General features: G+C 70.6%; 26 protein-coding genes and 2 pseudogenes. 15 read left to right on the plus strand and 13 right to left on the minus strand.

Annotated elements, in window-relative coordinates:
* Positions 1 to 29 precede the first annotated feature (29 nt).
* The 5 genes from DDP54_RS08600 to DDP54_RS08620 all read left to right on the plus strand — a co-directional run bounded on the left by DDP54_RS08600 (position 30) and on the right by DDP54_RS08620 (position 5,453).
* Complete coding sequence (locus DDP54_RS08600) at positions 30 to 773, plus strand: Clp protease N-terminal domain-containing protein (protein WP_242448304.1); 744 nt, start codon at positions 30 to 32, stop codon at positions 771 to 773.
* 124 nt (positions 774 to 897) lie between these two features.
* Positions 898 to 2,298 (plus strand): GAF domain-containing protein, encoded by a 1,401-nt coding sequence (locus DDP54_RS08605; RefSeq protein WP_109131392.1) that lies wholly within the window; start codon positions 898 to 900, stop codon positions 2,296 to 2,298.
* A 163-nt stretch (positions 2,299 to 2,461) separates the two neighbouring features.
* On the plus strand, positions 2,462 to 3,985 hold the full coding sequence (locus DDP54_RS08610; protein ID WP_109131393.1) for an aldehyde dehydrogenase family protein: 1,524 nt from the start codon (positions 2,462 to 2,464) through the stop codon (positions 3,983 to 3,985).
* 86 nt (positions 3,986 to 4,071) lie between these two features.
* Positions 4,072 to 5,082: an alcohol dehydrogenase AdhP gene (gene adhP / locus DDP54_RS08615; RefSeq protein ID WP_109132459.1), complete on the plus strand. Its 1,011-nt coding sequence runs from the start codon at positions 4,072 to 4,074 to the stop codon at positions 5,080 to 5,082.
* Between the two features lie 155 nt (positions 5,083 to 5,237).
* On the plus strand, positions 5,238 to 5,453 hold the full coding sequence (locus DDP54_RS08620; protein ID WP_158274491.1) for a PLDc N-terminal domain-containing protein: 216 nt from the start codon (positions 5,238 to 5,240) through the stop codon (positions 5,451 to 5,453).
* 41 nt (positions 5,454 to 5,494) lie between these two features.
* Here DDP54_RS08620 and DDP54_RS08625 read toward each other — a convergent pair whose 3' ends face one another.
* Positions 5,495 to 5,965, minus strand: coding sequence for a GatB/YqeY domain-containing protein (locus tag DDP54_RS08625; protein ID WP_109131395.1), 471 nt, complete (start codon positions 5,963 to 5,965; stop codon positions 5,495 to 5,497).
* 108 nt (positions 5,966 to 6,073) lie between these two features.
* On the opposite strand from DDP54_RS08625, the gene DDP54_RS08630 reads away from it, so the two are divergent.
* Entirely contained in the window at positions 6,074 to 6,670 is a 597-nt protein-coding gene (locus DDP54_RS08630; RefSeq protein ID WP_109131396.1) for a dihydrofolate reductase, read from the plus strand.
* Positions 6,671 to 6,680: 10 nt separating this feature from the next.
* Here the strand turns inward: DDP54_RS08630 and DDP54_RS08635 are convergent, their stop codons facing one another.
* Complete coding sequence (locus DDP54_RS08635) at positions 6,681 to 7,907, minus strand: glycoside hydrolase family 3 N-terminal domain-containing protein (RefSeq protein WP_109131397.1); 1,227 nt, start codon at positions 7,905 to 7,907, stop codon at positions 6,681 to 6,683.
* A gap of 146 nt (positions 7,908 to 8,053) precedes the next feature.
* Here DDP54_RS08635 and DDP54_RS08640 point away from each other — a divergent pair, with 146 nt between their 5' ends.
* Positions 8,054 to 8,470, plus strand: coding sequence for a DapH/DapD/GlmU-related protein (locus DDP54_RS08640; RefSeq protein WP_109131398.1), 417 nt, complete (start codon positions 8,054 to 8,056; stop codon positions 8,468 to 8,470).
* 25 nt (positions 8,471 to 8,495) lie between these two features.
* Here DDP54_RS08640 and DDP54_RS08645 read toward each other — a convergent pair whose 3' ends face one another.
* The 3 genes from DDP54_RS08645 to DDP54_RS08655 all read right to left on the minus strand — a co-directional run bounded on the left by DDP54_RS08645 (position 8,496) and on the right by DDP54_RS08655 (position 11,456).
* On the minus strand, positions 8,496 to 8,729 hold the full coding sequence (locus DDP54_RS08645) for a heavy metal-associated domain-containing protein (protein ID WP_109131399.1): 234 nt from the start codon (positions 8,727 to 8,729) through the stop codon (positions 8,496 to 8,498).
* A 94-nt stretch (positions 8,730 to 8,823) separates the two neighbouring features.
* Positions 8,824 to 11,106 (minus strand): helix-turn-helix transcriptional regulator, encoded by a 2,283-nt coding sequence (locus DDP54_RS08650; protein ID WP_109131400.1) that lies wholly within the window; start codon positions 11,104 to 11,106, stop codon positions 8,824 to 8,826.
* Entirely contained in the window at positions 11,007 to 11,456 is a 450-nt protein-coding gene (locus tag DDP54_RS08655) for an ATP-binding protein (RefSeq protein ID WP_158274492.1), read from the minus strand. Before DDP54_RS08655 ends, DDP54_RS08650 begins: the two co-directional genes overlap by 100 nt.
* Here DDP54_RS08655 and DDP54_RS08660 point away from each other — a divergent pair.
* Positions 11,431 to 12,582 (plus strand): ROK family protein, encoded by a 1,152-nt coding sequence (locus tag DDP54_RS08660; RefSeq protein WP_242448305.1) that lies wholly within the window; start codon positions 11,431 to 11,433, stop codon positions 12,580 to 12,582. The genes DDP54_RS08655 and DDP54_RS08660 overlap by 26 nt on opposite strands.
* A gap of 35 nt (positions 12,583 to 12,617) precedes the next feature.
* On the plus strand, positions 12,618 to 13,190 hold the full coding sequence (locus DDP54_RS08665; RefSeq protein ID WP_109131403.1) for a heme-binding protein: 573 nt from the start codon (positions 12,618 to 12,620) through the stop codon (positions 13,188 to 13,190).
* Positions 13,191 to 13,204: 14 nt separating this feature from the next.
* On the opposite strand, the gene map is transcribed toward DDP54_RS08665, so the two are convergent.
* Positions 13,205 to 13,987 carry a type I methionyl aminopeptidase gene (map, locus tag DDP54_RS08670; protein WP_109131404.1) on the minus strand — a complete coding sequence of 261 codons (783 nt, stop codon included), beginning with the start codon at positions 13,985 to 13,987 and terminating at the stop codon, positions 13,205 to 13,207.
* Positions 13,988 to 14,052: 65 nt separating this feature from the next.
* Between map and DDP54_RS08675 the strand changes: the two genes are divergently transcribed.
* Positions 14,053 to 14,355 (plus strand): helix-turn-helix transcriptional regulator, encoded by a 303-nt coding sequence (locus DDP54_RS08675; RefSeq protein WP_109131405.1) that lies wholly within the window; start codon positions 14,053 to 14,055, stop codon positions 14,353 to 14,355.
* A 40-nt stretch (positions 14,356 to 14,395) separates the two neighbouring features.
* On the opposite strand, the gene DDP54_RS08680 is transcribed toward DDP54_RS08675, so the two are convergent.
* Positions 14,396 to 16,210 carry an NAD-binding protein gene (locus DDP54_RS08680; RefSeq protein WP_158274493.1) on the minus strand — a complete coding sequence of 605 codons (1,815 nt, stop codon included), beginning with the start codon at positions 16,208 to 16,210 and terminating at the stop codon, positions 14,396 to 14,398.
* Between the two features lie 386 nt (positions 16,211 to 16,596).
* On the opposite strand from DDP54_RS08680, the gene DDP54_RS08685 reads away from it, so the two are divergent.
* Both DDP54_RS08685 and DDP54_RS08690 read left to right on the plus strand, forming a co-directional pair.
* Positions 16,597 to 17,616, plus strand: a complete 1,020-nt coding sequence (locus tag DDP54_RS08685; protein WP_109131407.1) for a patatin-like phospholipase family protein — start codon at positions 16,597 to 16,599, stop codon at positions 17,614 to 17,616.
* 32 nt (positions 17,617 to 17,648) lie between these two features.
* On the plus strand, positions 17,649 to 18,215 hold the full coding sequence (locus DDP54_RS08690; protein WP_109131408.1) for a GrpB family protein: 567 nt from the start codon (positions 17,649 to 17,651) through the stop codon (positions 18,213 to 18,215).
* 69 nt (positions 18,216 to 18,284) lie between these two features.
* Here the strand turns inward: DDP54_RS08690 and DDP54_RS08695 are convergent.
* A pseudogene (locus DDP54_RS08695) lies at positions 18,285 to 18,413 on the minus strand (IMP dehydrogenase); the annotation flags it as partial.
* Between the two features lie 211 nt (positions 18,414 to 18,624).
* On the opposite strand from DDP54_RS08695, the pseudogene DDP54_RS08700 reads away from it, so the two are divergent.
* Positions 18,625 to 19,722 (plus strand): annotated as a pseudogene (locus DDP54_RS08700) (IS110 family transposase); the annotation flags it as partial.
* Positions 19,723 to 19,736: 14 nt separating this feature from the next.
* Here the strand turns inward: DDP54_RS08700 and DDP54_RS08705 are convergent.
* On the minus strand, positions 19,737 to 20,831 hold the full coding sequence (locus DDP54_RS08705; protein WP_242448451.1) for a zinc-binding dehydrogenase: 1,095 nt from the start codon (positions 20,829 to 20,831) through the stop codon (positions 19,737 to 19,739).
* A gap of 160 nt (positions 20,832 to 20,991) precedes the next feature.
* On the opposite strand from DDP54_RS08705, the gene DDP54_RS08710 reads away from it, so the two are divergent.
* The gene (locus DDP54_RS08710) at positions 20,992 to 21,885 is read left to right on the plus strand and encodes a helix-turn-helix transcriptional regulator (RefSeq protein ID WP_197711350.1); all 894 of its coding nucleotides are present in this window, start codon (positions 20,992 to 20,994) and stop codon (positions 21,883 to 21,885) included.
* A gap of 79 nt (positions 21,886 to 21,964) precedes the next feature.
* On the opposite strand, the gene DDP54_RS18180 is transcribed toward DDP54_RS08710, so the two are convergent.
* Positions 21,965 to 22,120, minus strand: a complete 156-nt coding sequence (locus DDP54_RS18180) for a hypothetical protein (RefSeq protein ID WP_158274494.1) — start codon at positions 22,118 to 22,120, stop codon at positions 21,965 to 21,967.
* Between the two features lie 53 nt (positions 22,121 to 22,173).
* On the opposite strand from DDP54_RS18180, the gene DDP54_RS08715 reads away from it, so the two are divergent.
* Positions 22,174 to 23,406 (plus strand): IS256 family transposase, encoded by a 1,233-nt coding sequence (locus tag DDP54_RS08715; protein WP_109130386.1) that lies wholly within the window; start codon positions 22,174 to 22,176, stop codon positions 23,404 to 23,406.
* A gap of 524 nt (positions 23,407 to 23,930) precedes the next feature.
* Here DDP54_RS08715 and DDP54_RS08720 read toward each other — a convergent pair.
* The 3 genes from DDP54_RS08720 to DDP54_RS08730 form a co-directional block, all read right to left on the minus strand.
* On the minus strand, positions 23,931 to 25,346 hold the full coding sequence (locus tag DDP54_RS08720; RefSeq protein ID WP_109130614.1) for an IS1380 family transposase: 1,416 nt from the start codon (positions 25,344 to 25,346) through the stop codon (positions 23,931 to 23,933).
* Between the two features lie 77 nt (positions 25,347 to 25,423).
* Complete coding sequence (locus DDP54_RS08725; protein WP_197711351.1) at positions 25,424 to 26,110, minus strand: hypothetical protein; 687 nt, start codon at positions 26,108 to 26,110, stop codon at positions 25,424 to 25,426.
* Positions 26,111 to 26,117: 7 nt separating this feature from the next.
* Entirely contained in the window at positions 26,118 to 26,711 is a 594-nt protein-coding gene (locus DDP54_RS08730; protein ID WP_109131410.1) for a hypothetical protein, read from the minus strand.
* Positions 26,712 to 26,790 lie beyond the last annotated feature (79 nt).

Consider the following 26,790-nt stretch of genomic DNA (forward strand, 5'->3'; position numbering starts at 1 on the left):
CCACTCCAGCGTCAACCTAAGGTTGTCGCATGAGCGAACCAGTGAAGGCGACCGACCGCACCGTCCGGATGGCCAACCCCGTCCGCCTCGACGAGCTCATCGCCGGGATCAAGAAGGGCTACACCGACCCCCTCGACCAGCTGAGCAACGCCGTGCTGCTCGCCGAGCACATCGACGAAGTCGCCGATCACCTCATCGGCCACTTCGTCGACCAGGCACGCCGGTCGGGTGCGTCGTGGACCGACATCGGCCGCAGCATGGGCGTCACCAAGCAGGCGGTCCAGAAGCGGTTCTCCGTCAACCGTCCCGCGGATCAGCCGGCCCTCGACCCGAGCCAGGGCTTCGCGCGCTTCACGGACGACGCCCGCAGCGTCGTCGTGTCTGCGCAGAACGAGGCGCAGGCCGCCGGCAACGTCGAGATCGAGCCGGCGCACCTCCTGCTCGGCCTGCTCGCTCTGCCCGACGCCGTCGCAGCCCGGGCGCTCGTCGCCCAGGGCCTCGACCTGGAGCAGCTGCGCGCGGACACCGTCGCCACACTGCCGCCGCGGACCGACACCGTGCCCGAGCTGGTGCCGTTCGACGCGCACGCGCGCAAGGCGCTCGAGCTCACGTTCCGGGTCGCGCTGCGGATGGAGAGTGCCGCCATCGGCACCGAGCACATCCTCATCGCCCTGCTGGAGGTCGCCGACGGGACGGGTGCTCTGGCCGGCGTTGATCCGGCCGCCCTCGAGGCGACCATCGTGGACCTCGCTGCGGGGGGCGCCGCGGGCTAGGTTGGCGGTGGGCATCCTCGGCCGCCGACCTGAACCGGCATCTTCCGGGTCTATCCTGCCCACGTGGGCGTGCGTCCTCGCCGCGCACCGACCAGTTGACAGCGCCGTCAAGGGGGCAGTCCGGGTGACCACCAGAGACCGCGCGCGGGCTGCCTGGCCCGCGGGAGCAGACCCCGACGAGCTCGCGTCGCGCCTGCGCGCCGCGCACGAGGACTTCATGGTGCGGGACCTCGTCGCCGATCCCCTCGGAGAGGTCGTCCAGGAGCGTCATGGGTCGGTTCGCCGGGAGGTCATGGACTCCTGGATGCGCAGCAGGTCCGGCGGCGTCGACCCGGAGCGGAGTCTTCCACCCACCGACTTCAGCACGAGCGACCTGCGGGCGTACCGGAGAGAGCACGTGCTCGCTCCGCTCATGCCGATCGTGCGACGCCTCCTGATCGACGGCACGGTCTCCGACGGCATGATCGTGGCCCTCACGGACGACTCCGGCCACCTGCTGTGGGTCGAGGGCGACCACGTCGTCCGGCGCGAGGTCGAGCGCATCGGGTTCGTCGAGGGGGCTCGCTGGGCCGAGCAGGACACGGGCACCAACGCGCCCGGCATGGCGCTCGCGACCGGTCACGAGATGCAGATCTTCGCCGCGGAGCACTTCACCAGGGCCGTCCACCCGTGGAGCTGCACGGCGGCGCCCGTGCACGACCCGAGAACGGGCCGGGTGCTCGGTGTGCTGGACATCACGGGTCGGGCGCCCGCGGCGTCGCCCCTGATGCTGTCGCTCGTCCGGGCCACGGTGGCCGCAATGGAGTCCGCGCTCACGGTCCGGGACCTGCGGGCGCACGTCACGCCACGCCGGTCGACGACGCCACGACCGCACCCCGGATGCCGGCTCGAGGTGCTGGGGACGTCGACGCCCGTGCTGACGAGTGCTGGCACGCAGCAGACGGTCACGCTGCGTCACGCCGAGCTGCTGCTGCTCCTGGGCGGGCACCCCTCAGGGCTGACGGGCGAGGAGATCGCCGCGCTGCTGTACGACGGCGCCGCGTCGTCCGTGACGGTGCGTGCCGAGATCTCGCGTCTGCGGCGCTGCGTCGGCACGATGCTGACCGAGTCGCGGCCCTACCGGCTCGCCGACCCGCTCCGCACCGACATCGACGACGTGCGCGAGCACCTCGCGCGTGGCGACGTCCTCGCGGCGCTCCACGCCTACCCCGGGCCTGTCCTGCCGCGCTCGGAGGCGCCCGCCGTCGTCGCGCTCCGGGACGAGCTGGCGGGCGAGGTGCATGCCGCGGTGATCCGCACTCAGGACTCGCGCGTCCTCGAGGAGTGGACGCGGCGCGACGACGGCTCGGCCGACTGGGCGGCGTGGGGACGGCTGCTCGCCCTGCTGCCGGCGGGGAGCCCCGCATCGATCCGCGCCCGCGCGCACGCGGAGGCGCTCGACCGCGAGCTGCGGGCACCGCAACCGATCGCCCACCGGGCCTCCCGCAGTGCGGGACTGCTGCGCGTCGGCGGCCGGCTCGCCTGACGCCTGTCGTCGTCCGCCGCCGCCCGCCACCGGCACCCGGCAGTGCAACGGTCGTGCAACGTACCTAGGCCTAACGTCCTGCACGTTGAGGGTCGCAACGACGCGGCTCCTCTGGGTCGCCGACGATGTCGCGGCGACCCAGCCCTGTGCATGGAGGTCCGTCATGACGATCTACGCAGCCCCCGGCCAACCCGGCAGCCTCGCAACCTTCCGCGAGCGGTACGACCACTGGATCGGCGGCGAGTACGTCGCCCCGGCGTCGGGAAGGTACTTCGAGAACCGCTCGCCGGTCACGGGACGAGCGTTCACCGAGATCGCGCGCGGCGACGCCGCCGACATCGACCGCGCCCTCGACGCGGCGCACGGCGCGGCACGCAGCTGGGGCCGCACCACAGCGACGACCAGGGCCGTGATCCTCAACAAGATCGCGGACCGCATCGAGGCGAACCTCGAGATGCTGGCCGTCGCGGAGACCTGGGACAACGGCAAGGCGATCCGCGAGACCCTCGGCGCGGACATCCCGCTCGCTGTGGACCACTTCCGCTACTTCGCCGGTGCGATCCGCGCCGAAGAGGGGTCGATCTCGCAGATCGACGAGGACACGATCGCCTACCACTTCCACGAGCCGCTCGGGGTCGTCGGCCAGATCATCCCGTGGAACTTCCCCCTGCTCATGGCGGTGTGGAAGCTCGCCCCGGCGCTCGCGGCCGGCAACTGCATCGTGCTCAAGCCGGCCGAGCAGACGCCGGCGTCGATCCTCGTCCTGATGGAGCTGCTCGCGGACATCCTGCCGCCGGGCGTGGTGAACGTCGTCAACGGGTTCGGCCTCGAGGCGGGCAAGCCGCTCGCGTCGTCCCCGCGCATCCGCAAGATCGCGTTCACCGGGGAGACCACGACCGGCCGGCTGATCATGCAGTACGCGAGCCAGAACCTCATCCCGGTCACCCTCGAGCTCGGTGGCAAGAGCCCCAACATCTTCTTCGGGGACGTCGGACGCGCCCAGGACGACTACTACGACAAGGCGCTCGAAGGCTTCACGATGTTCGCCTTCAACCAGGGCGAGGTGTGCACCGCGCCGTCCCGAGCGCTCATCCAGGACTCGATCTACGACCCGTTCCTCACCGACGCGGTCGCGCGGACGCGTGCCATCAAGCAGGGCAACCCCCTCGACACCGACACGATGATGGGAGCGCAGGCGTCGAGCGACCAGCTGGCCAAGATCCTCAGCTACATCGACATCGGCAAGGCCGAGGGCGCCACGCTGCTCACCGGCGGCGAGCGGGTCGAGCTGGACGGTGACCTCGCCGGCGGCTTCTACGTGCAGCCGACCATCTTCGAGGGCAAGAACTCGATGCGGATCTTCCAGGAGGAGATCTTCGGCCCCGTGCTGGCGGTGACCCGGTTCGACGACTACGACGACGCCATCAGCATCGCGAACGACACGCTCTACGGTCTCGGCGCCGGGGTCTGGACGCGCGAGAGCAACATCGCGTACCGGGCAGGGCGCGACATCCAGGCGGGTCGGGTCTGGACGAACTGCTACCACGCGTACCCGGCCGCGGCCGCGTTCGGCGGCTACAAGGGCTCGGGCATCGGTCGCGAGAACCACAAGATGATGCTCGACCACTACCAGCAGACCAAGAACCTGCTGGTGTCGTACTCGGCCCAGAAGCTCGGCTTCTTCTGAGCCCGCACGCGCCGACAGCTCGGGGTGCGGACGGCGCACCTGACAACGTCAGAGTCACCAACAACCAGGAGAGCACGATGCCGACCATGAAGGCAGCAGTTGTCAGGGAGTTCGGGAACGACCTCGCGATCGAGGACGTCGTCGTCCCCACGCCTGGCCCCGGGCAGGCGCTCGTCAAGCTCATCAGCACCGGGGTGTGCCACACGGACCTGCACGCCGTGCAGGGGGACTGGCCGGTGAAGCCTAGCCCTCCGTTCATCCCGGGGCACGAGGGTGTCGGCACGGTCGTCGCGCTCGGCGAGGGCGTGACGGACCTCGAGATCGGCCAGCTCGTCGGGAACGCGTGGCTCTGGTCCGCGTGCGGGACCTGCCAGTACTGCCGCACCGGCTGGGAGACGCTCTGCGAGCAGCAGCAGAACGGGGGGTACAGCGTCGACGGCTCGTTCGGCGAGTACATGCTCGTGGACTCGCGCTTCGCCGCGCGGATCCCGGCGGGTGCCGACCTCGAGGAGGTGTCGCCCGTGCTGTGCGCGGGCGTCACCGTCTACAAGGGGCTGAAGATGACCGAGGCCCGGCCCGGCGAGTGGGTCGTCATCTCGGGCATCGGCGGCCTCGGGCACATCGCCGTGCAGTACGCCAAGGCGATGGGCCTGCGCGTGGCCGCCGTCGACATCGCGGACGACAAGCTCGCGCTGGCCACGAAGCACGGCGCCGAGCTGGTCGTCAACGCCCTCGAGCACGACCCGGCCGAGGTCATCCAGCGGGAGACCGGGGGCGCGCACGGCGTCCTCGTGACGGCCGTGCACCCGTCGGCGTTCGGGCAGGCGATCGGCATGGCTCGGCGCGGCGGCACGATCGTCTTCAACGGGCTCCCGCCGGGGGACTTCCCCGCGTCGATCTTCGAGATCGTCCTCAAGGGGCTCACCGTCCGAGGCTCGATCGTCGGCACCCGGCAGGACCTCGAGGAGGCCCTGGACTTCTACGCTCGCGGACTCATCCACCCGACGGTGTCCACCCGTCGGCTCGACGAGATCAACACGATCTTCGACGAGATGAAGCACGGCAAGATCGACGGTCGGGTCGTCATCCGGTACTGAGCCCTGATCGTTCTGGAGGCGCGCCCGCGGACGATGTCGACGTCCGCGGGCGCGCCGCCGTCGAGGCTCGACCCGTCGCGCCGGTGGCGATCTCGATCCGGCTCGTCAGGGTGCCGACCGGGCCGGCCGCACGCAGGTGCGAGACGATGGTGCACATGAGCGCGACCGCCACGGTGTGGCTGCCGTTTCTTGTCTTCGTCCTGGCCCTCGTCTTCTGGGGGTACTGCCTCCTCGACCTCACCCGGACGGACGAGCGAGAGGTCCGCACGTTCACCAAGCCGGTGTGGACGGTGCTCCTGGTCTTCGGAAGCGTCGTCGGCGGGTTGCTGTGGCTCGCCGCAGGACGGCCACCAGACCCGGGGTCGAGGTAGCGGGGGCTGACGTGACTCCGCACCCGCGTGGTACCGGCCGGTCAGGCCCGGGCAGCGCCGGTCAGGGCGCTGCGCACCCGGTCTGACAGCGCCTTGCCGTCGAGCCGGCCCACGCCGGTCGCGGCGGCGGTCGCGACCTTCATCACCGTGCCCATGTCCTTGAGGGTGGTGGCGCCGGTCGCGGCGATGGCGTCGGCGACGATCGCGTCCAGCTGCTCCGAGCTGACCGCCGGGGGCAGGTAGGACTCGATGAGGTCCGCCTCGGAGGTCTCGGTCGCGGCACGCTCGCCGGCGCCCGCGGTCGTGTAGATCTGTGCGCTCTCCCGACGCTTCTTCACCTCGGTGCTCAGGACGGCCTGGACCTGGTCCTCGGTGAGCTCACGGGCGACGGTCCCGGCCTTCTCCGCCGCGCGCACCGCGGCAATCATCTGGCGCAGGGTGTTCGTCTGGAACGGCGTACGGGCCTTCATCGAGGCGGTCAGGTCGGCGGTCAGACGCTCCAGTGTGGTCATGGCTCCATCGTCCTCCACCGACGGCCGCTCGCTCCCGTGGCAGGTGCTTGCCGGTCGGTTCGTTTGCCGGGAACCTGGGGACGACCGTTGTCGGCGGGAGGAGTCGGGATGGGTACCACGTACATGCACGCAGTGGCCTCCTTGGACGGCTACATCGCCGACGAGCACGACGACGTCGGGCCGCTCCACGACTGGTACTTCAACGGCGACCATCCTCTCGTCGGCGACGCCCAGGGTCACGGTCTGCCGTTCCGGGTCTCAGCGGCCTCGGCCGACTACGTGCGTGGCATGTGGTCGCGTCAGAAGGTGCTGGTCATCGGCCGACACCTCTTCGACCTGACCGACGGGTGGGACGGGCACCCGCCGGCGAGCGACCACGTCGTGGTCGTGTCGCACCGACCGCGGCCGACCGGCTGGCACCCGGAGTCGTCGTACCACTTCGCCACCTCGGTGGAGGAAGGGATGGCGCGCGCACAGGAGCTCGCCGGCGAGGGGGAGATCGGGGTGGCCGCAGGTGAGGTCGGCGGTCAGGCGCTGTCGCTGGGCCTCATCGACCATGTGGCGATCGACCTCGTGCCGGTCGTCTTCGGCCAGGGGAAGCCGTACTTCGGGCGGCTCGCCCACGGCCGCCTGATGCTGGAGGACCCCGACGTCGTCATCCAGGGCGACCGGGTGCTCCATCTGCGTTACCCGGTGCGACGCTGACGCGCCGAGGTCAGCTCACACCCTTGGCCGCGAGCACCCGGCGGGCAGCCTGCTCGACGACGGCGGCGAACGCCGGGTCGGCGCGGGCTTTGTCGAGCAGCGCCTGCACCATGGCCGGCAGCACGGTCGGGTCCTTCGACGCGAGCACGACGTCGCAGCCGGCCTCGACCGCCATGACGGCCCGTTCACCGGGGGTCCACGCCGCGACCTGAGCGGCCGCGGACAGGTCGTCGGTGATCACGACGCCCCTGAAGCCGAGCTCCCCGCGGAGCAGGCCGTCGACGATCTTCGACGAGAACGCCGCCGGCGTCCCCGGGTCCAGCCGTGCGTACTCCGCGGTGCCCACCATGACGAACTGCGCCCCCCGGGCGACCTCCTGGCGGAACACCGTGACCTGGTCCGACGACGCGTCGGTCACCTCGTCGACCACACCGGCGGTCGCGTCGGTGTTGCCGGTCACCCGGCCGAGCCCGGGGAAGTGCTTCGGCGCGACCGCCACACCGGCCGTCGCCAGACCGTCCGTGAACGCGTCGGCGTGGGCCAGGACGTCCGCGGCCGTGAAGCCGTAGGCCCGGTCCAACCGACCGATCGGCGCGTTGTCCGCTGCGCCCGATGACGTCGGCACGTCGACCACCGGGGCCAGGTCGAGAGTCACCCCGACGGCGGCCAGCTCAGCTCCCCAGCTGCTCGCCGCAGTCCGAAGCGCCACGGAGGTCATGCCACCCTGGTCGAGCGCCGACGGGATCGTGCTGAACCCGTCGCCCGACAAGGTCTGCACCAGGCCGCCCTCCTGGTCGGTCGCGACGATCATCGGGGCACCGTGCGTCGCACCCGTGGCCACCTGGTCCGTGAACCAGTGCACCAGGGCCTCGACCTTGGCGCGTCCGGCTGAGGTGCGCCCCTGCAGGAACACGTTGCCGACATGCGCCGAGGCGACGAGGTCGTGGCTGGGCTGCTGCGGTGCCGAGGTCTTGACGCCGACCATCACGATCTGGCCCACCTCCTCCTCGAGCGTCCAGCCGGCCAGCGGGTCAGCGGCCGGCGTGGCCGACGGCGTCACCGTCGAGGGAACGCTCGGGGAGGGCGCCGGACCGGTCGGCGAGCCGCTCGGGCCGCCTGAGCCGCCCGTGCTCGACGGCGCGGGGGTGCCCCTCGGCGACGGCCCGGTGCCCGTGGAGCACGCCGCGAGGGCGCCGGCCAGCACCAGCAGGACGAGGCCGAGCCGGCAAGAGCGCACCGTCGCATCATGCCCACGTCGGGCGCTGGAACGCGCTACGGATCGCCACTGATCACGCAGATGCCCGTCCCAGCCGATGAGGCGGCGTGGAATCTCCGCTGACGGCCTCACGTTATGTCAGCCAGACGACACGGGAGAGGGGCCACATGGCAGCGAAGGTTGAGTTCGAGGCGGATGACGGACAGGTGGTGCGCTACGTGCGCCACGTCAACGGCGGTGGGTTGGTCTCGCCCGGCGCACGCGTGCACGACGGAGCATCGGTCGCGCCGACGGCCTACGTCGAGACCGGCGCGCGGGTGGGTGACCGCTCGCGGATCGGCGAGGGCAGCTGGCTGGACCGTGGCGTGATCGTGGGGGAGGACGTCGTCGTCGACAGGAACGTCCACCTCGGGCCGCGCACGCGCGTGCATGACGGGGCCCGGATCGGTGCCGGGGCGCGGATCGGGTCTGACGTCGTCATCGGGCCTGGTGCTCGGTTGCCCGCCGACGCGATCGTCGCGGACGGAACCGTCGTGCGCCGTAGCGCCCGGTCTGGCCGGTCGGACTTCGGCATCGCGGCGTAGTGCGTCCCGGGGGGCCTGCAGGCAGCTAGTCGGTGACCGCGAGGCCGACCCGGCGAACTGCCTCTTCGATGTCCGCGCGGTCGACTGGTTCGCTCGCCCGGACGGTGATCGTGCAGGTGATGATGTCCGCGGTGACGTGGGCCACGCCCTGGACCGCTCGGACCTCGTTCACGACGGCGGCCGCGCACGCACTGGAGCCCATGCCGAGGATCTGCAAGGTCGTCGCACCGATGAAGGTGCGCGGGGTGTTGTGCAGCACGGGACTGGCTCCTGCGGTGGGCGACTGGTGTCCCTGAAGCGTCTCGTCGCCCCACCCTGGTCGCCCCGGCGAGATGGCCGGGTTCAGGCGACGGCTAGGAGAGGACGACCTGGGCCAGCTCGCCTCGGGAGGAGACGCCCGTCTTGGCGAAGCAGTTGCGCAGATGGAACGCGACGGTGCGCGGCGAGATCCAGCACTGCGCGGCGACGTCCTTGTTCGACAGACCCTGGGCGACGAGCCGGGCTACCTGCAGCTCCATCGGCGTGAGGGCGAGCTGAGTGGAGACGTCCCGCTTGCGTGCCGTCTCGCCCGATGCCCGCAGCTCGTTCGCTGCCCGCGTGGCGGCCGGCCCGGCGTTCAGGTCGTCGAAGATCTCCAGTGCACGGCGCAGGTGCGCCCGGGCCTCGACGCGCTGCTGGGCACGTCGCAGGTGCTCACCGAAGGCGAGGTGCGTCCGGGCGAGGTCGTAGGGCCGACGCGCCGTCGAGTAGTGCACCAACGAGGCCTCGAACAGGTGAGGCGCGTCCTCCGCGGTTGCCAGGAGGGCCCTGCCGTGGTGCACGGCGCCCAGTGCCCACGGCCACCGGGTCGCCTCGGCGAACGGCACCAAATCATCGATCTGTGCCCGGGCCCACTCCACCTCGCCTGCGCGCGCGGCTGCGCCGATGCGGTCGAGAGCTGCCAGGCGGGTGAGCGCGGGGAGCCGCATCCGGCTCAGGTGGTGATGGGCCCCTGCGAGCGACCCCGCGTGCGCGTCGCGGACGCCCGCGGACCATCGACGGAGGTCGGCGGTGGGCCCGGCGAGGATCCCGAGCGCGCGGTGCTCCACCACCTCGTCGAGGTCTGCCGCGTCGACGGCGGGGAGCTCGTGGCCCCGCACGGCAGCGAGCAGGGCCAGCCACGCCAGTGGTGTGGCCGACAGGGCGGGCTGTCCGGTGCTGGCAGCCAGGGAGCGGGCTTCGTGCGCGCAACGCTCAACCCGTGACCACTGACCTGTCACGAAGAGCGGGAACGCGAGCCGCGGAAGCGCGTACAGCGCCGTCATGCCGGCGCCCTTCTCGCGGGCACCGCCGAGCATCGTCTCGAAGCACCGTTCCGCGGCCTCGTCGTCGCCCAGGTAGAGCGCCGCCTGACCGAAATGGGCCAGGACGTCGGGGTGTGCGTCGGTGACTCCGTCCGCCAGGCACTCCCGAAACAGGTCGAGGCCGTCGGACCACCGGCCCTCGGACGCGGCGGTCATGGCCTTCAGGAGCTGTCTCAGCGACCTCGTTCGCGCACTCTCGCCCGGGATCGGCTGCGTGCTCAGCGTCTCGGGAGCGAGCGCCACGCCACTGTCTCCGCCGTACGCCGCAAGGCCGCGCGCCGCGACGGCGAGGTCGACGGCCCTGTCCGGGTCGTGCCTCGCGACCGCGGCGGCAGCGTTGACGTAGATGCGATGGGCAGCCGAGCTCGAGCCGACGTTGACCTCGACGCGCCCACGGAGCCGGTCGATGTCTGCCCGGAGCACGGGGTCGTCGGTCTCGTTCCGCGCCGTTGCCGTCAGCGCCCGCGCGCGCGCAAGCTCTCCACCGTCCCAGGCGTTGCGCGCCGCCGCGAAGTACCGTTCGGCGCGGCGCGCGGCTCCTGCCGTCAGCTCGGCTGCTCGTTCGTAGGCACGCGATGCGGCGGCGTAGCCACCCCGGTTCTCGGCCCTGGTCCCCGCTGCATCCAGGGCGCTCGCCAGCGTCTCGTCGGGACCTTCCGCGGCGGCCGCTCGGTGCCACGCCTGACGATCGGGGTCCTGGCCGTCGAGCGCTGCGGCGAGTGCACGATGCGCGGCACGACGCTCGCGGGAGCTCGCCGCCTGGTAGAGCGCCGAGCGGACCAACGGGTGTCTCACGCGGAGCGTGTCGTCGTCCGTCGTGACCAGGCCCGACGCCTCGGCTGCCCCGGCCGTCGCCTCATCCAGTCCCAGGATCGCGGCGGCGCGCGCGATGGAGCGGAGCTGGCCGGAGTCGTCGGCTGCCACGAGCAGCAGGTAGGACTGGACCTGCTCCGGGAGTCGTCGGGCCCGATCGAGGAAGACCCGCTCCATGTCCGGCGTCATGGGCAGGTGGCTGCCCAGCGGCGAGTCGCCGGCCAGCTGGGCGGGGCTCAGGGTCGGTGCCAGCTCGACCAGGGCCAGCGCGTTGGCCGCTGTCTGCTCGAGCAGCTGGTGGGCGACGTCTGGATGGATGGGGCTCGTCGTGCGCTCGTCCAGCAACGCCCGCGCCGAGGCGGCATCGAGCGGACCCAGGGTCAGGGAGGGCACGCCGTCGTGACGGAACGGCGGCGTCGTCCCGTCGCGCGCGGAGAAGACGACCGCGACGCGATCCGCCTGCAGGCGCCGGGCGGCCACCAGAGAGCGTCGGCCGACGCCGCGTCCAGCCAGTGCGCATCGTCGACCACGACGAGAACCGGCTGCTCCTCGGCGGCGACGGTCAGGAGGGACAGCGTCGCGATCGCCACGACGAACGGGTCGACCCGCGCGTCGTCGTCCTGGCCGAATGCGGTTCCGAGAGTGCGAGCCTGTGGGCGGGGCAGCTCGTCGAGTCTCGGCAGGAGCGGACGCAGCAGGCGGTGCAGGGCGCCGAAGGCGAGCGGTGACTCGGACTCCAGCCCCTGGGTCCGCAGCACCGTCACGCCGGTGACACCCGCGAGCAGGTCGTCGAGCAGGGCCGTCTTGCCGACGCCAGGCCCTCCGCGCACGACGACCACCAGCGAGAAGGCACTCGCGCAGGCCGTGCTCATCCACGGGCCGATCGCGCGGGTCGAGCTCGCCGGCATGCTCGGCCTGTCGTCCTCCAGCCTCACCCGGCTCGTGAAGCCGTTCCTCGAGCGGGGCCTGCTCGTCGAGGTGGACGACCGGTCGACGAAGTCCGTCGGACGGCCCGTCCGACCGCTGGACGTGTCGCCGGGGCTCGCCCACGTCGCGGGGGTGAAGCTCACCGCTGACACCGTGTACGTGGCCGTGACGGATGTGCGGGCCGGGCTGGTCGCGAGCGGGGAGCACACCTTGCGGAGCCACCGGCCCGAGGACGTCGCGAGCGCGGTGGCCGCCGCTGTGCGTGCCGCCCAGGTGGAACCTGTCACGGCGGTCGGCATCGCCCTGGGCGGCGCGGTCAGCAACGGGCGTGTCGAGTTCGCACCCTTCCTGGGCTGGACCGACGTGCCGTTCGCCCAGCTCGTCGAGGACCGGATGGGCGTTCCGGTGGTCCTCGAGAACGACCTCGTCGCCCTGGCCGAGGCGGAGCGGTGGTTCGGCCTCGGCCGGGACATCCCTGGCTTCGTCGTCATCACGATCGGGGCCGGCATCGGGTACGGCCTCGTTGTGCACGGAGAGGTCGTGCGGTCACGCGAGGCCGGTGTGGGCCTCGGCGGCCACATCCCGTTGAGCGCCACCGGACCCCTGTGCGCCGAGGGGCATCGCGGGTGCGCACAGGCGATGCTGACGGCCGGATCGATCGCGGCTCAGGTCTCGGCCGCTCTGCAGCGCCCTGTCGACTATGACGAGGTGCTTGACCTGGCGCGGGCAGCAGACCCTGCCGCGACGGCCGTGGTCCATGCCGCAGCAGACGCTCTGGGGCTGCTCGTCGCCCTCGCCACCAATCTGACGATGCAGCCCGCAGCGGTGCTCGCCGGTGAAGGCATCGCGCTGTTCGGCATCGCCGAGGACCGCGTCCGGTCCGCGATCGCGGCGCACCGCGACCCCCGCGCCGACGACGTCAACCTCTACGTCGACGAGTCGGGCTTCACAGCCTGGGCCAGGGGAGCGGCCGCCGTCGCCATCCAGGATGCCGTCGACCGGCTCCAGCTCGACCCGCCCGCCTCCTGAGGAAGGCCCGCCCCGACGTGCGTAGTGTCGGACGCGTGACGGAGCAACAGCCGTACGAGCTCGTCGAGCGGTACCCCGCGTTCGAGCTGCGGCGCTACCCTTCCCACGTCGTGGCCGAGGTCGCTGTCCGTGGGTCCTTCGAGAGCGCGGGCAACCAGGCGTTCCGCGTCCTGTTCGGCTACATCTCGGGGCAGAACGAGTCAGCGCGTTCCGTCGCCATGACCGCGCCGGTCGTCCAGGAGATGGCCGGGTCCGAGCGGGTCGCGATGACCGCGCCGGTCGTCCAGACCGAGACGGCCGAGGGCGAGTTCCTCATCGCCTTCGTGCTGCCCGCGACGCTGACGGCCGCGACGGCGCCCGTCCCCTCCAACCCGCAGGTGCGCGTCCGAGCGCTGCCTGAGCGCCTGGCAGCGGCCCTGCGCTTCTCGGGCCGATGGGCCGAGTCCGCCTACCGCCGGCACCTCGCCGACCTCGAGGCCGAGATCGCGCTGGCGGGACTGCTCCCCGTGGGTCCTCCGAGGTTCGCGAGGTTCGACCCGCCGTACAAGCCGTGGTTCTTGCGGCGCAACGAGGTCGTGCAGGACGTGCGTTGGCCGGACGGCGCCTGAGCCCGCGAGTCACCTCACGAGTGCGCGCGCCTCGGCAGGGTGAGGATCTCGGCTCCGTCGTCGGTGATGGCGATCGTGTGCTCGCTGTGCGCTGTCCGGCAGCCTGTCGCGCTGCGGAGCGTCCACCCGTCGGCATCGGTGACGAGCTCGTCGGTGTCCGCCATGACCCACGGCTCCAGTGCGAGCAGCAACCCAGGGCGCAGCGTGTACCCGCGGCCGGGCCGACCGGTGTTGGAGACGTGCGGGTCCTGGTGCATCGTCGATCCGATGCCGTGACCTCCGAACTCGACGTTGATCGGATACCCCGCCGCGCTGAGGACCGAGCCGATGGCATGGGAGATGTCGCCGATGCGGGCACCGGGCCCGGCAGCGGCTATCCCTGCGCTCAAGGCGCGTTCGGTTGCGCTGATCATCGCGACGCTCTCCGGGGGCCGTGAGCCGCCCACGACGAAGCTGATGGCCGAGTCGGCAGCGACTCCGCTCAGGGAGACGGCAAGGTCGAGCGTCAGCAGATCGCCGTCGGCAAGCCTGTAGTCGAAGGGCAGTCCGTGGAGCACGGCGTCGTTGACGGACGTGCAGATGTAGTGGCCGAACGGCCCGCGCCCGAAGGACGGCGCGTAGTCGACGTAGCAGGACTGCGCTCCGGCCTCGATGATCATGGCCTTCGCCCACCGGTCGATGTCCAGGAGGCTCGTGCCGACCCGGGTTCGACTCTTCAGCGTCTGCAGGATGTCAGCGACCAGCGCGCCTGTCTCTCGTGCTCGGGCCAGCTCGGTGGGGTTCAGGATCTCGATCATGCGGCGCCCTTCTCATTCGACCAATAACTATACCGGCCATACTATCCCGGTACTAGAATGGGACGATGGTCAGGCTGCCGCTCACTCCCGCCGAGGTGGAGCGCGGTCAGCGCCTCGGCGCCCTCCTGCGTCGCGCCAGGGGAGAGCGCTCGATGCTTGAGACCGCGCTCGACGCCTGCGTCTCGCCGGAGACCCTCCGGAAGATCGAGACGGGTCGCGTGCCCACTCCAGCCTTCCCGACGATCGCCGCGATCGCCGCGGTCCTCGACCTCTCCCTCGATGCGGTGTGGGCCGAGATCAACCAGCCCGAACGCGGTGCCGAACCGGCCGGTTCGGGTCACGACACGGGGGAGCGGTTGGCCTCGTAGGTCCCGATCCCGCAGCCGCGCTGGAGCGACCGACCGGGGCTCAGGAGCTCGTCGCCGGCCCGGGGTGTCGGGCGGTCAACGGCAGCGCGTCCTGCCGCAGCAGCCCGAGCAGCTCCTCGTGCGGACCGACCACGAACGCCTCGTCGTGCGCCTCGAGCGTGGTCCACCGTCGAGCGACACGGTGCACCTCCTGCTCACCACGGTGGCGCACCGACAGCACGCGGCTCCGCCCGGTCAACGCGTCGAGGCGCGCGCCGTCGAGACCGCCGCCAGGTGTGACCTGCACCCGTGCGTACAGCAACGGGACGTCGCCCGCGAAGAACGTCCCCAGCACCTCGAGCCCGAGAGCGGCGCCGACGAACCACGGAGCAGCGAGCTCGTCGGTGGACCGCACGTGCGTGAACCCGAACGCCTGCCGCACGGTCGACGCGAGGCGACGGTCGGCGAGCCGGATCGCGACCGGGACGTCGGTGCGCTCACCGAGCCAGTCACGCACCGCGAGGGCGACCTCGAGGTTCGTCAGGTCGTCGGAGGTGAGCACGGCCACGGCCTTGGCGCGGTCGAGGTTCACGAGCTGCAGCGTGCGGGCGAGCGTGGCGTCCCCGAGGACGACCTTGGCGCCCAGACCTCGCACCTGGGCCAGGTACCGGTTCGTCTCGTCGGTCTCCACGACGACCACCGGCGTCCCCGTAGCGAGGACCGACTCGACCACGCGCGCCCCGACCGAGCCGAGCCCCACGACGATCACGTGCCCGCGCAGGTCGGTGACCTGCCCGTGGCCGAGCGCCTCCTGCAGTCGTTGTGAGACGAGCAGGTTGGTCAGCAGCGCGTAGACCAGGGTCACGAGAACCGCCCCGGCCACCATGAGCAGCACCGCATAGGCGCGGAGCCAGCTCGGCTGCGCCCGGAAGCTGAAGTCGCCGTAGCCGATCGTGCCGATGGTCTCCGCGGTGAAGTAGAGGGCGTCGAGCGGCGTCATGCGCGTGCCGTCCGCCTCGCGGTAGCCGATCATCAGCACGGCGATCGAGAACAGCGCCAGCCCGAGAAGCGTCACGAGAGCACGGCGCAGCCGGAAGTCGGTGGCCTGGGCGACGGCCCGGCCCCACCGGCGCACGGCGCCCGACTCCTCGCGCTCGCCGTGAGCCTGGCCGGAGGGTCGAACGGTCGCGGACTGGACCGCCGAGCGGGTCGACGGGGCCACCTCGTCCCAGACGGCCGCGGGTCCGAGCATGCTCACGGCGTCCCCCGCGTGCACCTCGAGATCACGTCCAGGGCAGACCACCGACTCCGCCGCGCCGTCGAGCCGCTGCACGCACAACGGGACGAGGACCTCACCGAACAGGTCCCGCAGCAGGCCGTCGCGTGGCGCCGCCACGGTGCGTACCTGTGCCACCTCGTCGGCGATCCGCAACCCGTGCCCCTGCTCGCCGAGACACGCCTCGACGATCGCGGGCGAGGCGATCGTCGCGACGTCGAGCACGAGGATGCCGACGTCGGCCCGTACCGCGCGCGCGACCGCCTGGTTGCGGATCTGGGCCACGACGGTCAGCTCGGGTCGGAGCCGACGGGCGAGCAGCGCGGTCTCCAGCGCTCCGAGGTCCGTCGAAGACAGGCAGACGACCGCACGAGCGTCGCGAAGGCCCGCGGCACCGAGCGCGGCGGCTGCTCCGTCGTGGTGCGGGACGACGGTCGCGCCCATGGCGGACGCGGCCTGGACCGCGCCGGGTCGGGCGCCGTCGTCCACCGCGACGACCTCCAGGCCGAGGGCGACGAGATGCTCGATGACGCGGAGGCCGAGGCCCTCGAGCCCATGCACGATCACGTGTCCCGGAGGCCTCGCCACGCGGTGGTTCATGTCCGCATGATCCCGCATGTCGCCGGTGCAGGCGGCCGGCTCCGCGCACTGTTGGTGGCGGCATCCTGCGCCCCCGACAGCACGCGCTCCCTTGGGGGAGACCGTGAGCAGCGGTTCCACCGGCCGCGGATCTGTTCAGCGGGCCGTCGGCAGCTGAGGGTGTAGCGGTCTGCGGCGCGTTCGACCGCGACATGGCCTCGGCATGATTCCCGTTGCGCACCGCTCCGCGTGCGTACTAGCGTCGCCGCGATCGTGATCCGTCGGCAGGAGGTGAGACCCATGAACGCAGTGACCACAGTGGGCGCTCCCCAGCCGTCCACGATCGCGCGACTGAGGTAGTCGCCGCCGGGAGCGCCACCCCACGCATCCGCGAAAGGCGCGTCCCCATGAACACCACACCGTCGTCAGCTCCGCACCCCGCCCCGACGACGTCCGACATCGGCGCCGTGCCGCGGCACGGCGACCAGTCGAGGTCCGACCAGGATCAGCCGGAGGTCGACGCCACCCAGCGGCTGCGCGCCGAGGGCGATCGAGCGTTGGTCCTCGGTGGCGGCGGATCGACAGGCAACGCGTGGCTGATCGGGGTCGTCGCCGGCCTGTTCGACGCCGGGCTCGACGTGACCACAGCCGACCTGACCATCGGGACGTCGGCCGGCTCGACGGCCGCGGCCCAGATCGCTGGCGCGACGCCGACCGAGCTGCTCGCGGCGACTCTCGCCCCTGCCCCCCAGCAACGGTCCCGTCCGGCCGGGTCCGACGGAGGTCGGGCTCCGGTCAGGGCCGTGGCGAACCATCTGGAGAGGCTCGGCGCGATCATCGCCGCCGCCGAGGACGCGGCGGACCTGCGCCCCCGGCTGGGCGCGTCGGCACTCGACGTGGATGCGGCGTCGGACGGCTCATGGCAAGCGCAGTGGCGCGCCACGGTCGCCGCGCGGCTGCCCAGTCAGCGCTGGCCGCGACGAACAGTGCTCATCACGGCCGTCGATGCCCAGACCGGTGAACCGGTCGTGTTCGACCGGCACAGCGGGGTCGACCTGGCGGACGCCGTTGCCGCCAGCTGCGCCAGTGGCCTTCCCTACCGGATCGGGGACCACCGCTACATCGACGGCGGCTACCGATCCAACGCCGAGAACGCCGATCTGGCAGCCGGATACGCACGGGTGCTCGTGCTGTCACCGTTCGGCGGCAGGTCACTGACTCCGGTGGACTGGGGCATGCATCTCGCAACACAGCTCGCCGAGCTGCGCGCACGCGGCAGCAGAGTCGAGACGATCTTCCCGGACAGCGCCTCCGAGCACATGTTCGGCGCCAACGCGATGGATCTGTCGCAGCGTCCGCCTGCCGCTCGAGCCGGATACGAGCAAGGCAGAGCCCTCGCCGAACAGCTCGCCGACTTCTGGCGCTGACGGCCCGAAGCCCGCAATGCGACGATGTTCGCGTGAGGAAGAACCGCGAGCCGCGCCGACCGGACGTCACGACGGTCGAGCTGGTGGGGGGTGTCGAGGCACTCGCGGTCGAGCTGCACAGCTATGACGACCGGTGGGCAGACATCTACCTCGATCACCAGCGGCGGATCCGGGATGCTCTCGCAGCATCGGATGTCGAGATGGAGCACATCGGTTCCACGTCAGTTCCCGGGCTGGCAGCCAAGCCGATCATCGACATCGTGGTCACGGTCGACGACATCACCGCCGAAGAGGACTACCTCGATGCGCTCCTGGCCGCCGGATACGAGCTGCGGGTCCGCGAGCCGAGGCATCGCCTTGTGCGCACACCAGCGCGCGACGTTCATGTGCACCTTTTCGAACGAGACGATCCTGCCGTGGACGAATACCTTCTCCTTCGCGATCGCCTGCGTTCCGATGCGAGAGACCGTGCCCTCTACGAGGACACCAAGAGAGCCCTGCTCAGCAAGCGGTGGGACGACATGAACGACTATGCCGACGCCAAGACCGACGTCATCCTTGCGATCAAGGCACGAGCGAGAGCAGCTCGCGGACTGTGAGGGGGGCTCCGAACTCGTCCTGGCCGCGCGGGTGGTTCCCACTCAGCCTGGCAGCAGCTGCGGGGCTGGTCAGACCTCCAGGAGGACCTTGATGGCGCGACGCTCGTCCATAGCCGTGTAGCCCTTGGCCGCCCGGTCGAGCGGGAGCGCGAGGTCGAAGACCTTGCCAGGGTCGATCACCCGGTCCCAGATGAGTAAGGGGCACGGGCTTGGTCGTTCGGTCGGTGAGATGAGAATGGTGGGGTCGCCCGGCGACGTCGCATGACTCTGGTGCGGTTGAGCCCGCAGATGAGTACGACGCGGGGGCTCGGGGTGTGTCGCATTGTTGCCGTTGAGCACGCGGGTCTGTCTCCGACCGCAAGGGCCCCTCCGGGCGGCGCCTGTCGCCGAGCTCTCGGAGGTGGTCGTGATGGAAGTGCTGGTTGAGCGGGTCGCTGGTCTGGACATCGGCAAGAAGATCGTCGTGGTCTGTGTGCGCATGCCCGGGCCCGGGGGCAGGCGGGTCTCCGAGACGCGCACGTTCCGCACGATGACCCGGTCGCTGGGGTTGATGGCCGACTGGCTGGTCGAGTGCGGGGTCGAGCTGGCGGCGATGGAGTCGACCTCGACGTACTGGAAGCCGGTGCTGTACTGCCTCGAAGAGCGGATGACGACCTGGCTGCTGAACGCGGCGCACATCAAGGCCGTGCCGGGACGCAAGTCCGACGTGCGGGACGCGGAGTGGATCGCCCAGCTCCTCGAGCATGGCCTGGTCGCCCCGTCGTTCGTCCCCGAGGCCCCGGTGCGCCGGCTGCGGAACCTGACCCGCTACCGGTTGCAGCTGCAAAGCGACCGGACCCGTGATGCCGGCCGGCTGGAGAAGTTGTTGGAGGACGCCTCGATCAAGATCTCCGCGGTCGCGTCGAACATCACCGGGACGTCCTCACGGGCGATGCTGTCCGCGTTGGTCGACGGGCAGCGCGATCCGGTGGTGATGGCCGACCTGGCGCGCACCAAGCTGCGCCGCAAGATCCCCGACCTGGTCGAGGCCCTGACCGGGCACTTCGATGACCACCACGCACTGATCGTCGGTCAGCTGCTGGCCCGGATCGCCGCGACCGAGCAAGCCCTCGCCGACCTGGATTTGCACCTGGAGGTCGCGATGGCTCCCTGGGCGCACGAGATCGACCTGCTGACCACCATCCCGGGGGTCGGGCGGTTGGTCGCCTGGACGGTCATCGCCGAGACCGGTGGGGACATGTCTCGGTTCCCCAGCCCCGGACACCTGGCTTCCTGGGCGGGGGTCGCACCCGCGATGCACGAGTCCGCCGGGCGTCGCCAACCGGTCGGCACCCGGCACGGGAACAGGTTCTTGACCTCGATGCTCGTCGAGGCCGCGCAGTCTGCCTCCCACACGAAGGACACCTATCTCGCCAGCCAGTTCGCGCACCTGACCTCTCGGCGCGGGCACAACCGTGCCGCGGTCGCGGTCGCGCACTCCATCCTCGTCTCGGCTTACTGGATGCTGGTCCGTGACCAGACCTACGTCGACCTCGGACCGGGCTGGCTCACCGACCACGCGGCCGAACAAGCCCGCACCCGCCGCCTGGTCAACCAGCTCGAGGCCCTCGGCCACACCGTCGTCCTCGACCCCGTCGCCTGACAGCCCCTCCCCATCAACGACCATCCGGGCTCCGCCCGGAGCGGTCGCGCGCCCGCTTCCGGACATTCTCGGGTCAGTTGAATCAGCTCGGGCAGGAACCGGCGAACCGGGGCTGGACCGCCGTGCAGGTGCACGCCGGAGAAGAACAGGTCCATGCCGTTGAGCTCGACCCCGTAGGCCACCCCGACGTATCCGACGTGACCTCCAGGTCGCGTGGACCGGATGGCCTGCTCCATGGATTCTTGGGTACCGACCGCCTCGATGACGCTGTGCGCGCCCAGGCCGCCAGTCAGTTCCTTGATCCTGGCCACGCCGGCGTCACCGCGCTCCTCGACGATGTCGGTCGCGCCGAACTCACGGGCCAGCGCCTGCCGATCGCTGTGGCGCGACATCGCGATGATCCGGTCGGCGCCGAGATGCTTGGCAGCGAGAATTCCGAGCAGGCCGACCGCGCCGTCACCGACGACCGCGACGGTCTTCGCCGGACCGACCTTGGCAGCCACGGCCGCGAACCAGCCCGTGCCCAGCACATCAGAAGCTGCGAGCAGCGACGGGATCAGCTCTGGGTCGGGCATTCCAGGCGTCGCGACCAAGGTGCCGTCGGCGAGGGGGATGCGCACGAGCTCGGCCTGCGTGCCCATCGAACCCATGCCGATGTTGTGCACGCGCCGGGACTGGTAGCCGGCCTGGCAGATCTCGCAGGTGTTGTCCGATGCGAAGAACGAGCCGACCACGAAGTCGCCGATCTTGACGTTCTTGACCGAGTCACCGATCTGCTCCACGACGCCGACGTACTCGTGCCCCATGGGCGTGGGTCCGTCGAGCTTCTCGATGCCGCGGTAGGGCCACAGGTCCGACCCGCAGATGCAGACGGCAGCTGTCCGGATGATCGCGTCGGTCGGTTCGAGAATCTGCGGGTCCGCGCGCTGCTCGACCCGGACGTCACCGGGCGCGTGCATGACTACTCCGCGCATGAAGTACTCCATCGCTAGAAGGTGCTTGAGCTGGAACCGGCCACTGCGAGGTCCGGCCTCCCCTAGTGAAACGCGCGGTCGTGTGTGCGAGGGAGGCCGAACGTATGGGGGGGACGAGCTCAACCTCCCTTCCCCTGGTGGCGGGGCCTACCGTTGGCGAGTGGACAACCGAGCCGACATCCGCGACTTCCTCGCCACCCGCCGTGCCCGGCTCACCCCAGAGCAGGTGGGGCTATCTGCGGGCGGCGGGCGGCGCCGTGTCGCCGGCCTGCGCCGAGAAGAGGTCGCCGTGCTCGCGGGCGTGAGCGCCGAGTGGTACACGCGCCTGGAGAAGGGGCACATCGACGGCGTCTCCGATGACGTGCTGCACGCGGTCGCGCGGGCGTTGCGGCTCGATGAGGAGGAGCGCGTCTACCTGCTCGACCTGGCGCGGGCCGCTCGGCCGAAGAGTCCCGCGAGGCGGCGCCGGGCGGTCGAGGTGCCGGCGAGCGTGCAGTGGTTGCTTGATTCCATGACGATGTCCGCCGCGTTCGTCAGCAATGGCCGCCTCGACATGGTGGCGGCCAACGCGCTCGGCCGCGCCCTGTACTCAGGGATGCTGACCGGTCCGACCGCCGGGGCCACCGGGAACGCCAACCTCGCCAGGTACGCATTCCTCGACTCAGGGGCACGTGACTTCTACTCAGACTGGTCGGCAGCAGCCGACACGACTGTCGCGCTCCTGCGCGCCGAGGCTGGGCGGTACCCGCACGACCTGGCGCTGCGTGAGCTGGTCGGCGAGCTGTCCACGATCAGTCCCGAGTTCCGCACGCGGTGGGCCGAGCACAATGTGCGGTTGCACCACGGGGGTGTGAAGCGGTTCCAGCACGGCGCGGTCGGAGCCCTGGAACTCACCTACCATCCGCTGGACCTCGCCACGTCGCTGGGGGCGGCTCACACCCTGACCGCGTACATCGCGGAGCCCGGGAGCACCTCCGAGGACAAGCTCAAACTCCTCGCCAGCTGGTCCGCGACGGCCGCTTCCGCGGGTGTCCCCAGCGATCTCACGACGTAGCCCCCGTCACTCGGACGAGACGGATCGCGCGACACGCGGTCGTGACACGAGGCACCCGCCCGGTGATCCAGTCCCGGAGTCAGGCCCCGAGCTGCTCCTGGCCGCGGTAGGAGTCGTGCCAGGTGCCGAGGGACATCCGGGAGGTCTCGTGGGCCAGGGCCGTGTCGGTGGCGTCCCGTGAGGTGGTGTAGTTCTCGATCTTCTTCGTCGTGGTGACCACGACGGAGAAGGCCATCGTGCGATGGTCGGTGAGACCGGACTAGGGAACTCACGGAAGGACATCGCACGATGGCTATGGACCAGTCTGCCCTGCTCGACCTGCTCGCCGCATTGAAGGACACCGACGTCAGCGACCGGATCCGGACCGCGACCGAGCACCTGTATCAAGAGCTGATCGACGCCGAGGCGACCGCGGTGATCGGCGCCGGCCCCTGGCAGCGCACGCAGGCCCGCACGGCGTTGCGCAACGGGTCGCGGGACCGGGTGTTGACGACCACGGCCGGGGACCTGGACCTGCGGATCCCCAAGCTGCGCACCGGGTCGTTCTTCCCGTCCTTGCTCGAGCGGCGCCGCCGGGTCGACCAGGCACTGTTCGCGGTCGTGATGGAGGCCTACCTGCACGGGGTCAGCACCAGGAAGGTCGACGACCTGGTCAGGGCCCTGGGGGCCGACACCGGGATCTCCAAGAGTGAGGTCTCCCGGATCTGCGCGGGCCTGGACGAGGAGGTCTCGGCGTTCCGTGACCGGTCCCTGGCCGACGCGGGGTTCCCCTACGTGTTCCTGGACGCGACGTACTGCAAGGCCAGGGTCGGGCGCCGGGTGGTGTCCCAGGCCGTGGTCATCGCCACCGGGGTCCGCGCCGACGGGCACCGTGAGGTCCTCGGCTTCGACGTCGGAGACTCCGAGAACGGCGCCTTCTGGACCAGCTTCCTGCGCTCGCTCAAGGCCCGCGGGCTGGGCGGTGTGGCGCTGGTCATCTCCGACGCCCACGAGGGCCTGAAGACCGCGATCGCCTCGGTCCTGCTCGGCTCGTCCTGGCAACGCTGCCGGGTCCACTTCACCCGCAACGTCCTCGACGCGGTGTCCAAGACGAACGCCGAGATGGTCGCCGCCGCGATCCGCACGATCTTCGCCCAACCCGACGCCGCCCACGTCGCCGAGCAGTTCGAAGTCATCGCGACCATGCTGACCCGCTCCCACCCGAAGGTCGGGCACATGCTCACCGACGCCCGCGAGGACCTGCTCGCCTTCACCGCGTTCCCCGCCAGCCACTGGAAGAAGATCTGGTCGACCAACCCCCTGGAACGACTGAACAAGGAGGTCAAACGCCGCACCGACGTCGTGGGGGTCTTCCCCAACCCCGCCGCCCTGCTGCGCCTGGCCGGCGCCGTCCTGGTCGAGGCCCACGACGAATGGGCCGCCACCGACCGCCGCTACCTATCCGAGAACTCCATGGCCCAACTCGCCACCATGACCCTGACGACCCAGGAGGTGGACCACACCGAACTCCTCACGGCATGATCTGAGCACTGACCCGCACGGTGTCGAGAAACTCCACCACTCAGCGGGACGTCACCGCCGTGTCGGCCTCGGTCGTGGTGCGGCGCACCTTGCAGGTCCGTGACCTGCGGAGAATATGGAGCGGGTGACGAGAATCGAACTCGCGCTATCAGCTTGGGAAGCCAACTCGAATGGGTTCTGGGCCCTGGTCAGATCGTAAAAGTGCAGGTCACACGCTTGCGGGGGTTCGTGGTGATGAACCACAATGTACCCTGCGGAACCCCCTTATGGCACGTTATGGCATGCCATAAGGCGCTGAATCCGCAGGTTCGAGATGCGATTGGCCTATCGCCCAAGCTCGGAGACCTGCTGGACTAGCCCGGATCTTTCATGGAGCTCGGTCGGTCTGGAGCGCGGCGTCGTTGTCGGCGTTCGGTGCTGATTGTGGCATCGGGGTGCGACGAAGGGCCGCGTGTCGTCGCGGTGGGCGCCGGTTCCGGCCGGTCGTGCGGGTGCTGGTGGCGGTCAGAGACGAGGTCGACGGCTCAGGGCGGGGCGGGTAGGGCGGTCAGTCGTTGGTGACCGGTGGTCAGGACCTCGGCCCAGGGGTGGGTGTCCTTGACGTGCAGGATCAGGGTGCGGGCGTGCCGGGCCAGCGTCGCGGGCACGTGCAGGAGCCGGGTTCGTAGGCGTTTGGGTTCCCAGCGGCGGGCCGCGGTGGTGGCGAACGCGAGCAGCTGGGTCCAGGCCGTCAGGTCCGAGGCCAGTGCCACGATCGCGCACCAGATCTGGTTGGCGCCGAAGTTCTTCAGCGGCAGGTTCCGCAGTCCTGTGTCTTTGGCGGCGCGGATCCGGTCCTCGCAGCGGGCGCGGCGGCGGTGCCGCAGCTCCAGGTCCTGCAGCTGCCCGGTCGTGGTGTTCGTGACGAACGCGGTCAGCCGGTAGCCGCCCGCGTCGTCCAGGCGCCCCTGGGACACCCCGGCTCCGGGGTGGGGTCGTTCGCGGCGCACGATCACGCGCATGTGGGCCGGCCATCCGCCCAGGTGGCCGCCGGCGGCGAGCAGGTCGGTGATGTCGGCGACGTCCGCGCCGTCGCGGGCCGCACCGTCGCCGTTGAGGGCCGCCGTCCAGGCCGCCGGGGGGATCTGGGCGTAGATGCCCTGCATGTGGGCCCACGGCAGGGTCCACCCGATCGAGTAGGAGACCCCGCGGCCGGCCAGCCAGGTGACGTAGTCCTTCGTCCCGCCACCGCCGTCGGTGCGGATCAGGACCTTGCGACCTGGGCGGGAGGGGTTGATCCCGGGGACAGCGGCCAGCGCGGCGCGGGTGACCTCGATGTGGTCCGCGGCGGTGTTCGAGCCCGCGTTGCCCGCCCGCAGGCTCATCGCCAGCAGCTCGCCGGTTCCCTCGGCGCCGTGGTCGGCGAACGCGCACAGCGGGTGGAACCCGAAGCCCCGCTTGAACGTCGGGGCGGCTTGATCCTTCTCCGAGTGGGCGGTGATCAGCGTGGCGTCCAGGTCGATCACCAACGGCGCGGCAGCGCTGATCTGGTGCGTCGGGGCGTGCTCGCCGGCCGCGGCCCAGACCGCGGCCCGGGCCTGCTTCCTGGCCCGGGCGATCTGGGCCAGGACCTTGTCCGCATCGACCCCCAGCGCCGCCACCGCCCGGGAGACCGTCGCCTCGGAGGCCACCGACCCGAACAGCTCTGCCTCGCCGCGCAGCAGCGCGGCGTCGGCCAGGCAGTCCCCGCCCAGCACCAGCGCCACCGCGAGATCAGTCAGGACCTTCGCGGGGTCGTGCACCGCGAACGGTGAGCGCCACCGGTCCAACGCCTGCGACAGCGCGACGTCCAGACCCGCGGCCCGCACCGTCTGGGTCAGCAGCACCCCGCCGGCCGATCCGGCCGCGGCCACCGGCGCAGCATCGACTCGGACACGCGGGTAGAACCCGATAGCGTTCACCTGGAAGGTGCTCCTCGAACTGGTCTGATCTGTCCCTCGCAAGACACATCATCCCAGGTCAGGAGCACTTTCCTCGTCTACGCCACGACCGCGCCGTGAAATCTCCAGGCTAGCGTCTGCCCCAGGACGTAGAACTTGCGGGCATCACCCGACAGTCCGTCCGGCCTCGGCCCGCTCTCACCCACAGGCCAGAGGCCCGCGCGATCGATCATGACGCCGAACGCATCGAGGTAGTCCGGCTCAGCCGGGTCGTCCCCCCGGTACGAGACGCTGATCGAACCGCTCTTCGGCAGGCCTGCCTCGGTGGTGCCGTCGGTGAAGTCGCCCTCCAGGCGCCACATGGTTCGGATCGAGCATTCGGGCGGGAGGGTACGAGGCGTCTCGAAGAGCCCACGGACTGCTTTGGTCACGTCATCGGCGGGATCTGGCCAGTTGTCGAACTCCAGCCTTACGCCACGCGCAGCCGACCTGCCGGTGTTCTTGACGCGGAGATCGTAGGTCCCCGGCCCGGCCAGGCCAGGGACGACCTCCACCCATACGTACGGACGGGTCTGGGCCATGCTGTCGAAGCGTGCCTGCTCGTTTGCAGCACGGGCTGCCTCCGCGGATGCCCGCCCCGCCTCGCTCGACATCCGCGATGCTTCGAGGGTCGCTTTCGCGGTTCGCCACGCGACGTAGGCGAACACGGCCACCGCCGCAGAGAACACCGCCATGGCGAGCGATGACCATGCCGCTACTTGCTCTGCCCAGTTCGGATCAGTCATGGCCGGATCATCCCAGAGCGTCTCCCCGGCTGGGCGCCGTCGGCGCGGCCTTCCTGGCGGGCGTCGCGTTGGAGTTCGGCATGTCTTGCAGTTGGGCCATCCACGGGCTGTTCATGAGGTCTGTCGGATCGAGGGTGTACTCCGGTGAGACGAGGCTGATGAACCCCATCTGCACGAGGTCGCCTTCAAATGTCGTGGAGCCATACGGCTCGGTGGTGTCGAAGCGGTAGGTCACCATGACCCAACCCCACATCGTGTGTCCCTCGATGGCCACCAGTTTGCCGTCGGGTGCCGCATACCCCGAAACGTCACCGATGAACGATCCGTACTCCATCGACTGATGCAGCCGGAGACGGAGCAGGTCGGACTGAACGAGCATGTCGAACCCGATGTGCGGCGGGGCGCCCGCGTCTGCGCTCGTGTCGTCGAGGTAGTTGATCAGCAACTCCGGGATCCCGAGCTCACAGTCGACGGCCATGCAGCAGACGTGCTTGACCCAATACTTGATGAGTTTGACGCGCTCGCTGGGCCAATCCGCTCCGTAGATGTCCGAGAAGCGAAACCTGCGGTCCGCCCCAATCACCGACTCGTGGGCCGCCATGAACTCGACGAATCTGTCGTACGCACGATCGAATGGTTGGCTTCTAGCATTGTTGCACTTCTTGCATAATGAGGGCCGA

Source organism: Cellulomonas sp. WB94 (genome assembly GCF_003115775.1).
Lineage (GTDB): Bacteria > Actinomycetota > Actinomycetes > Actinomycetales > Cellulomonadaceae > Cellulomonas_A.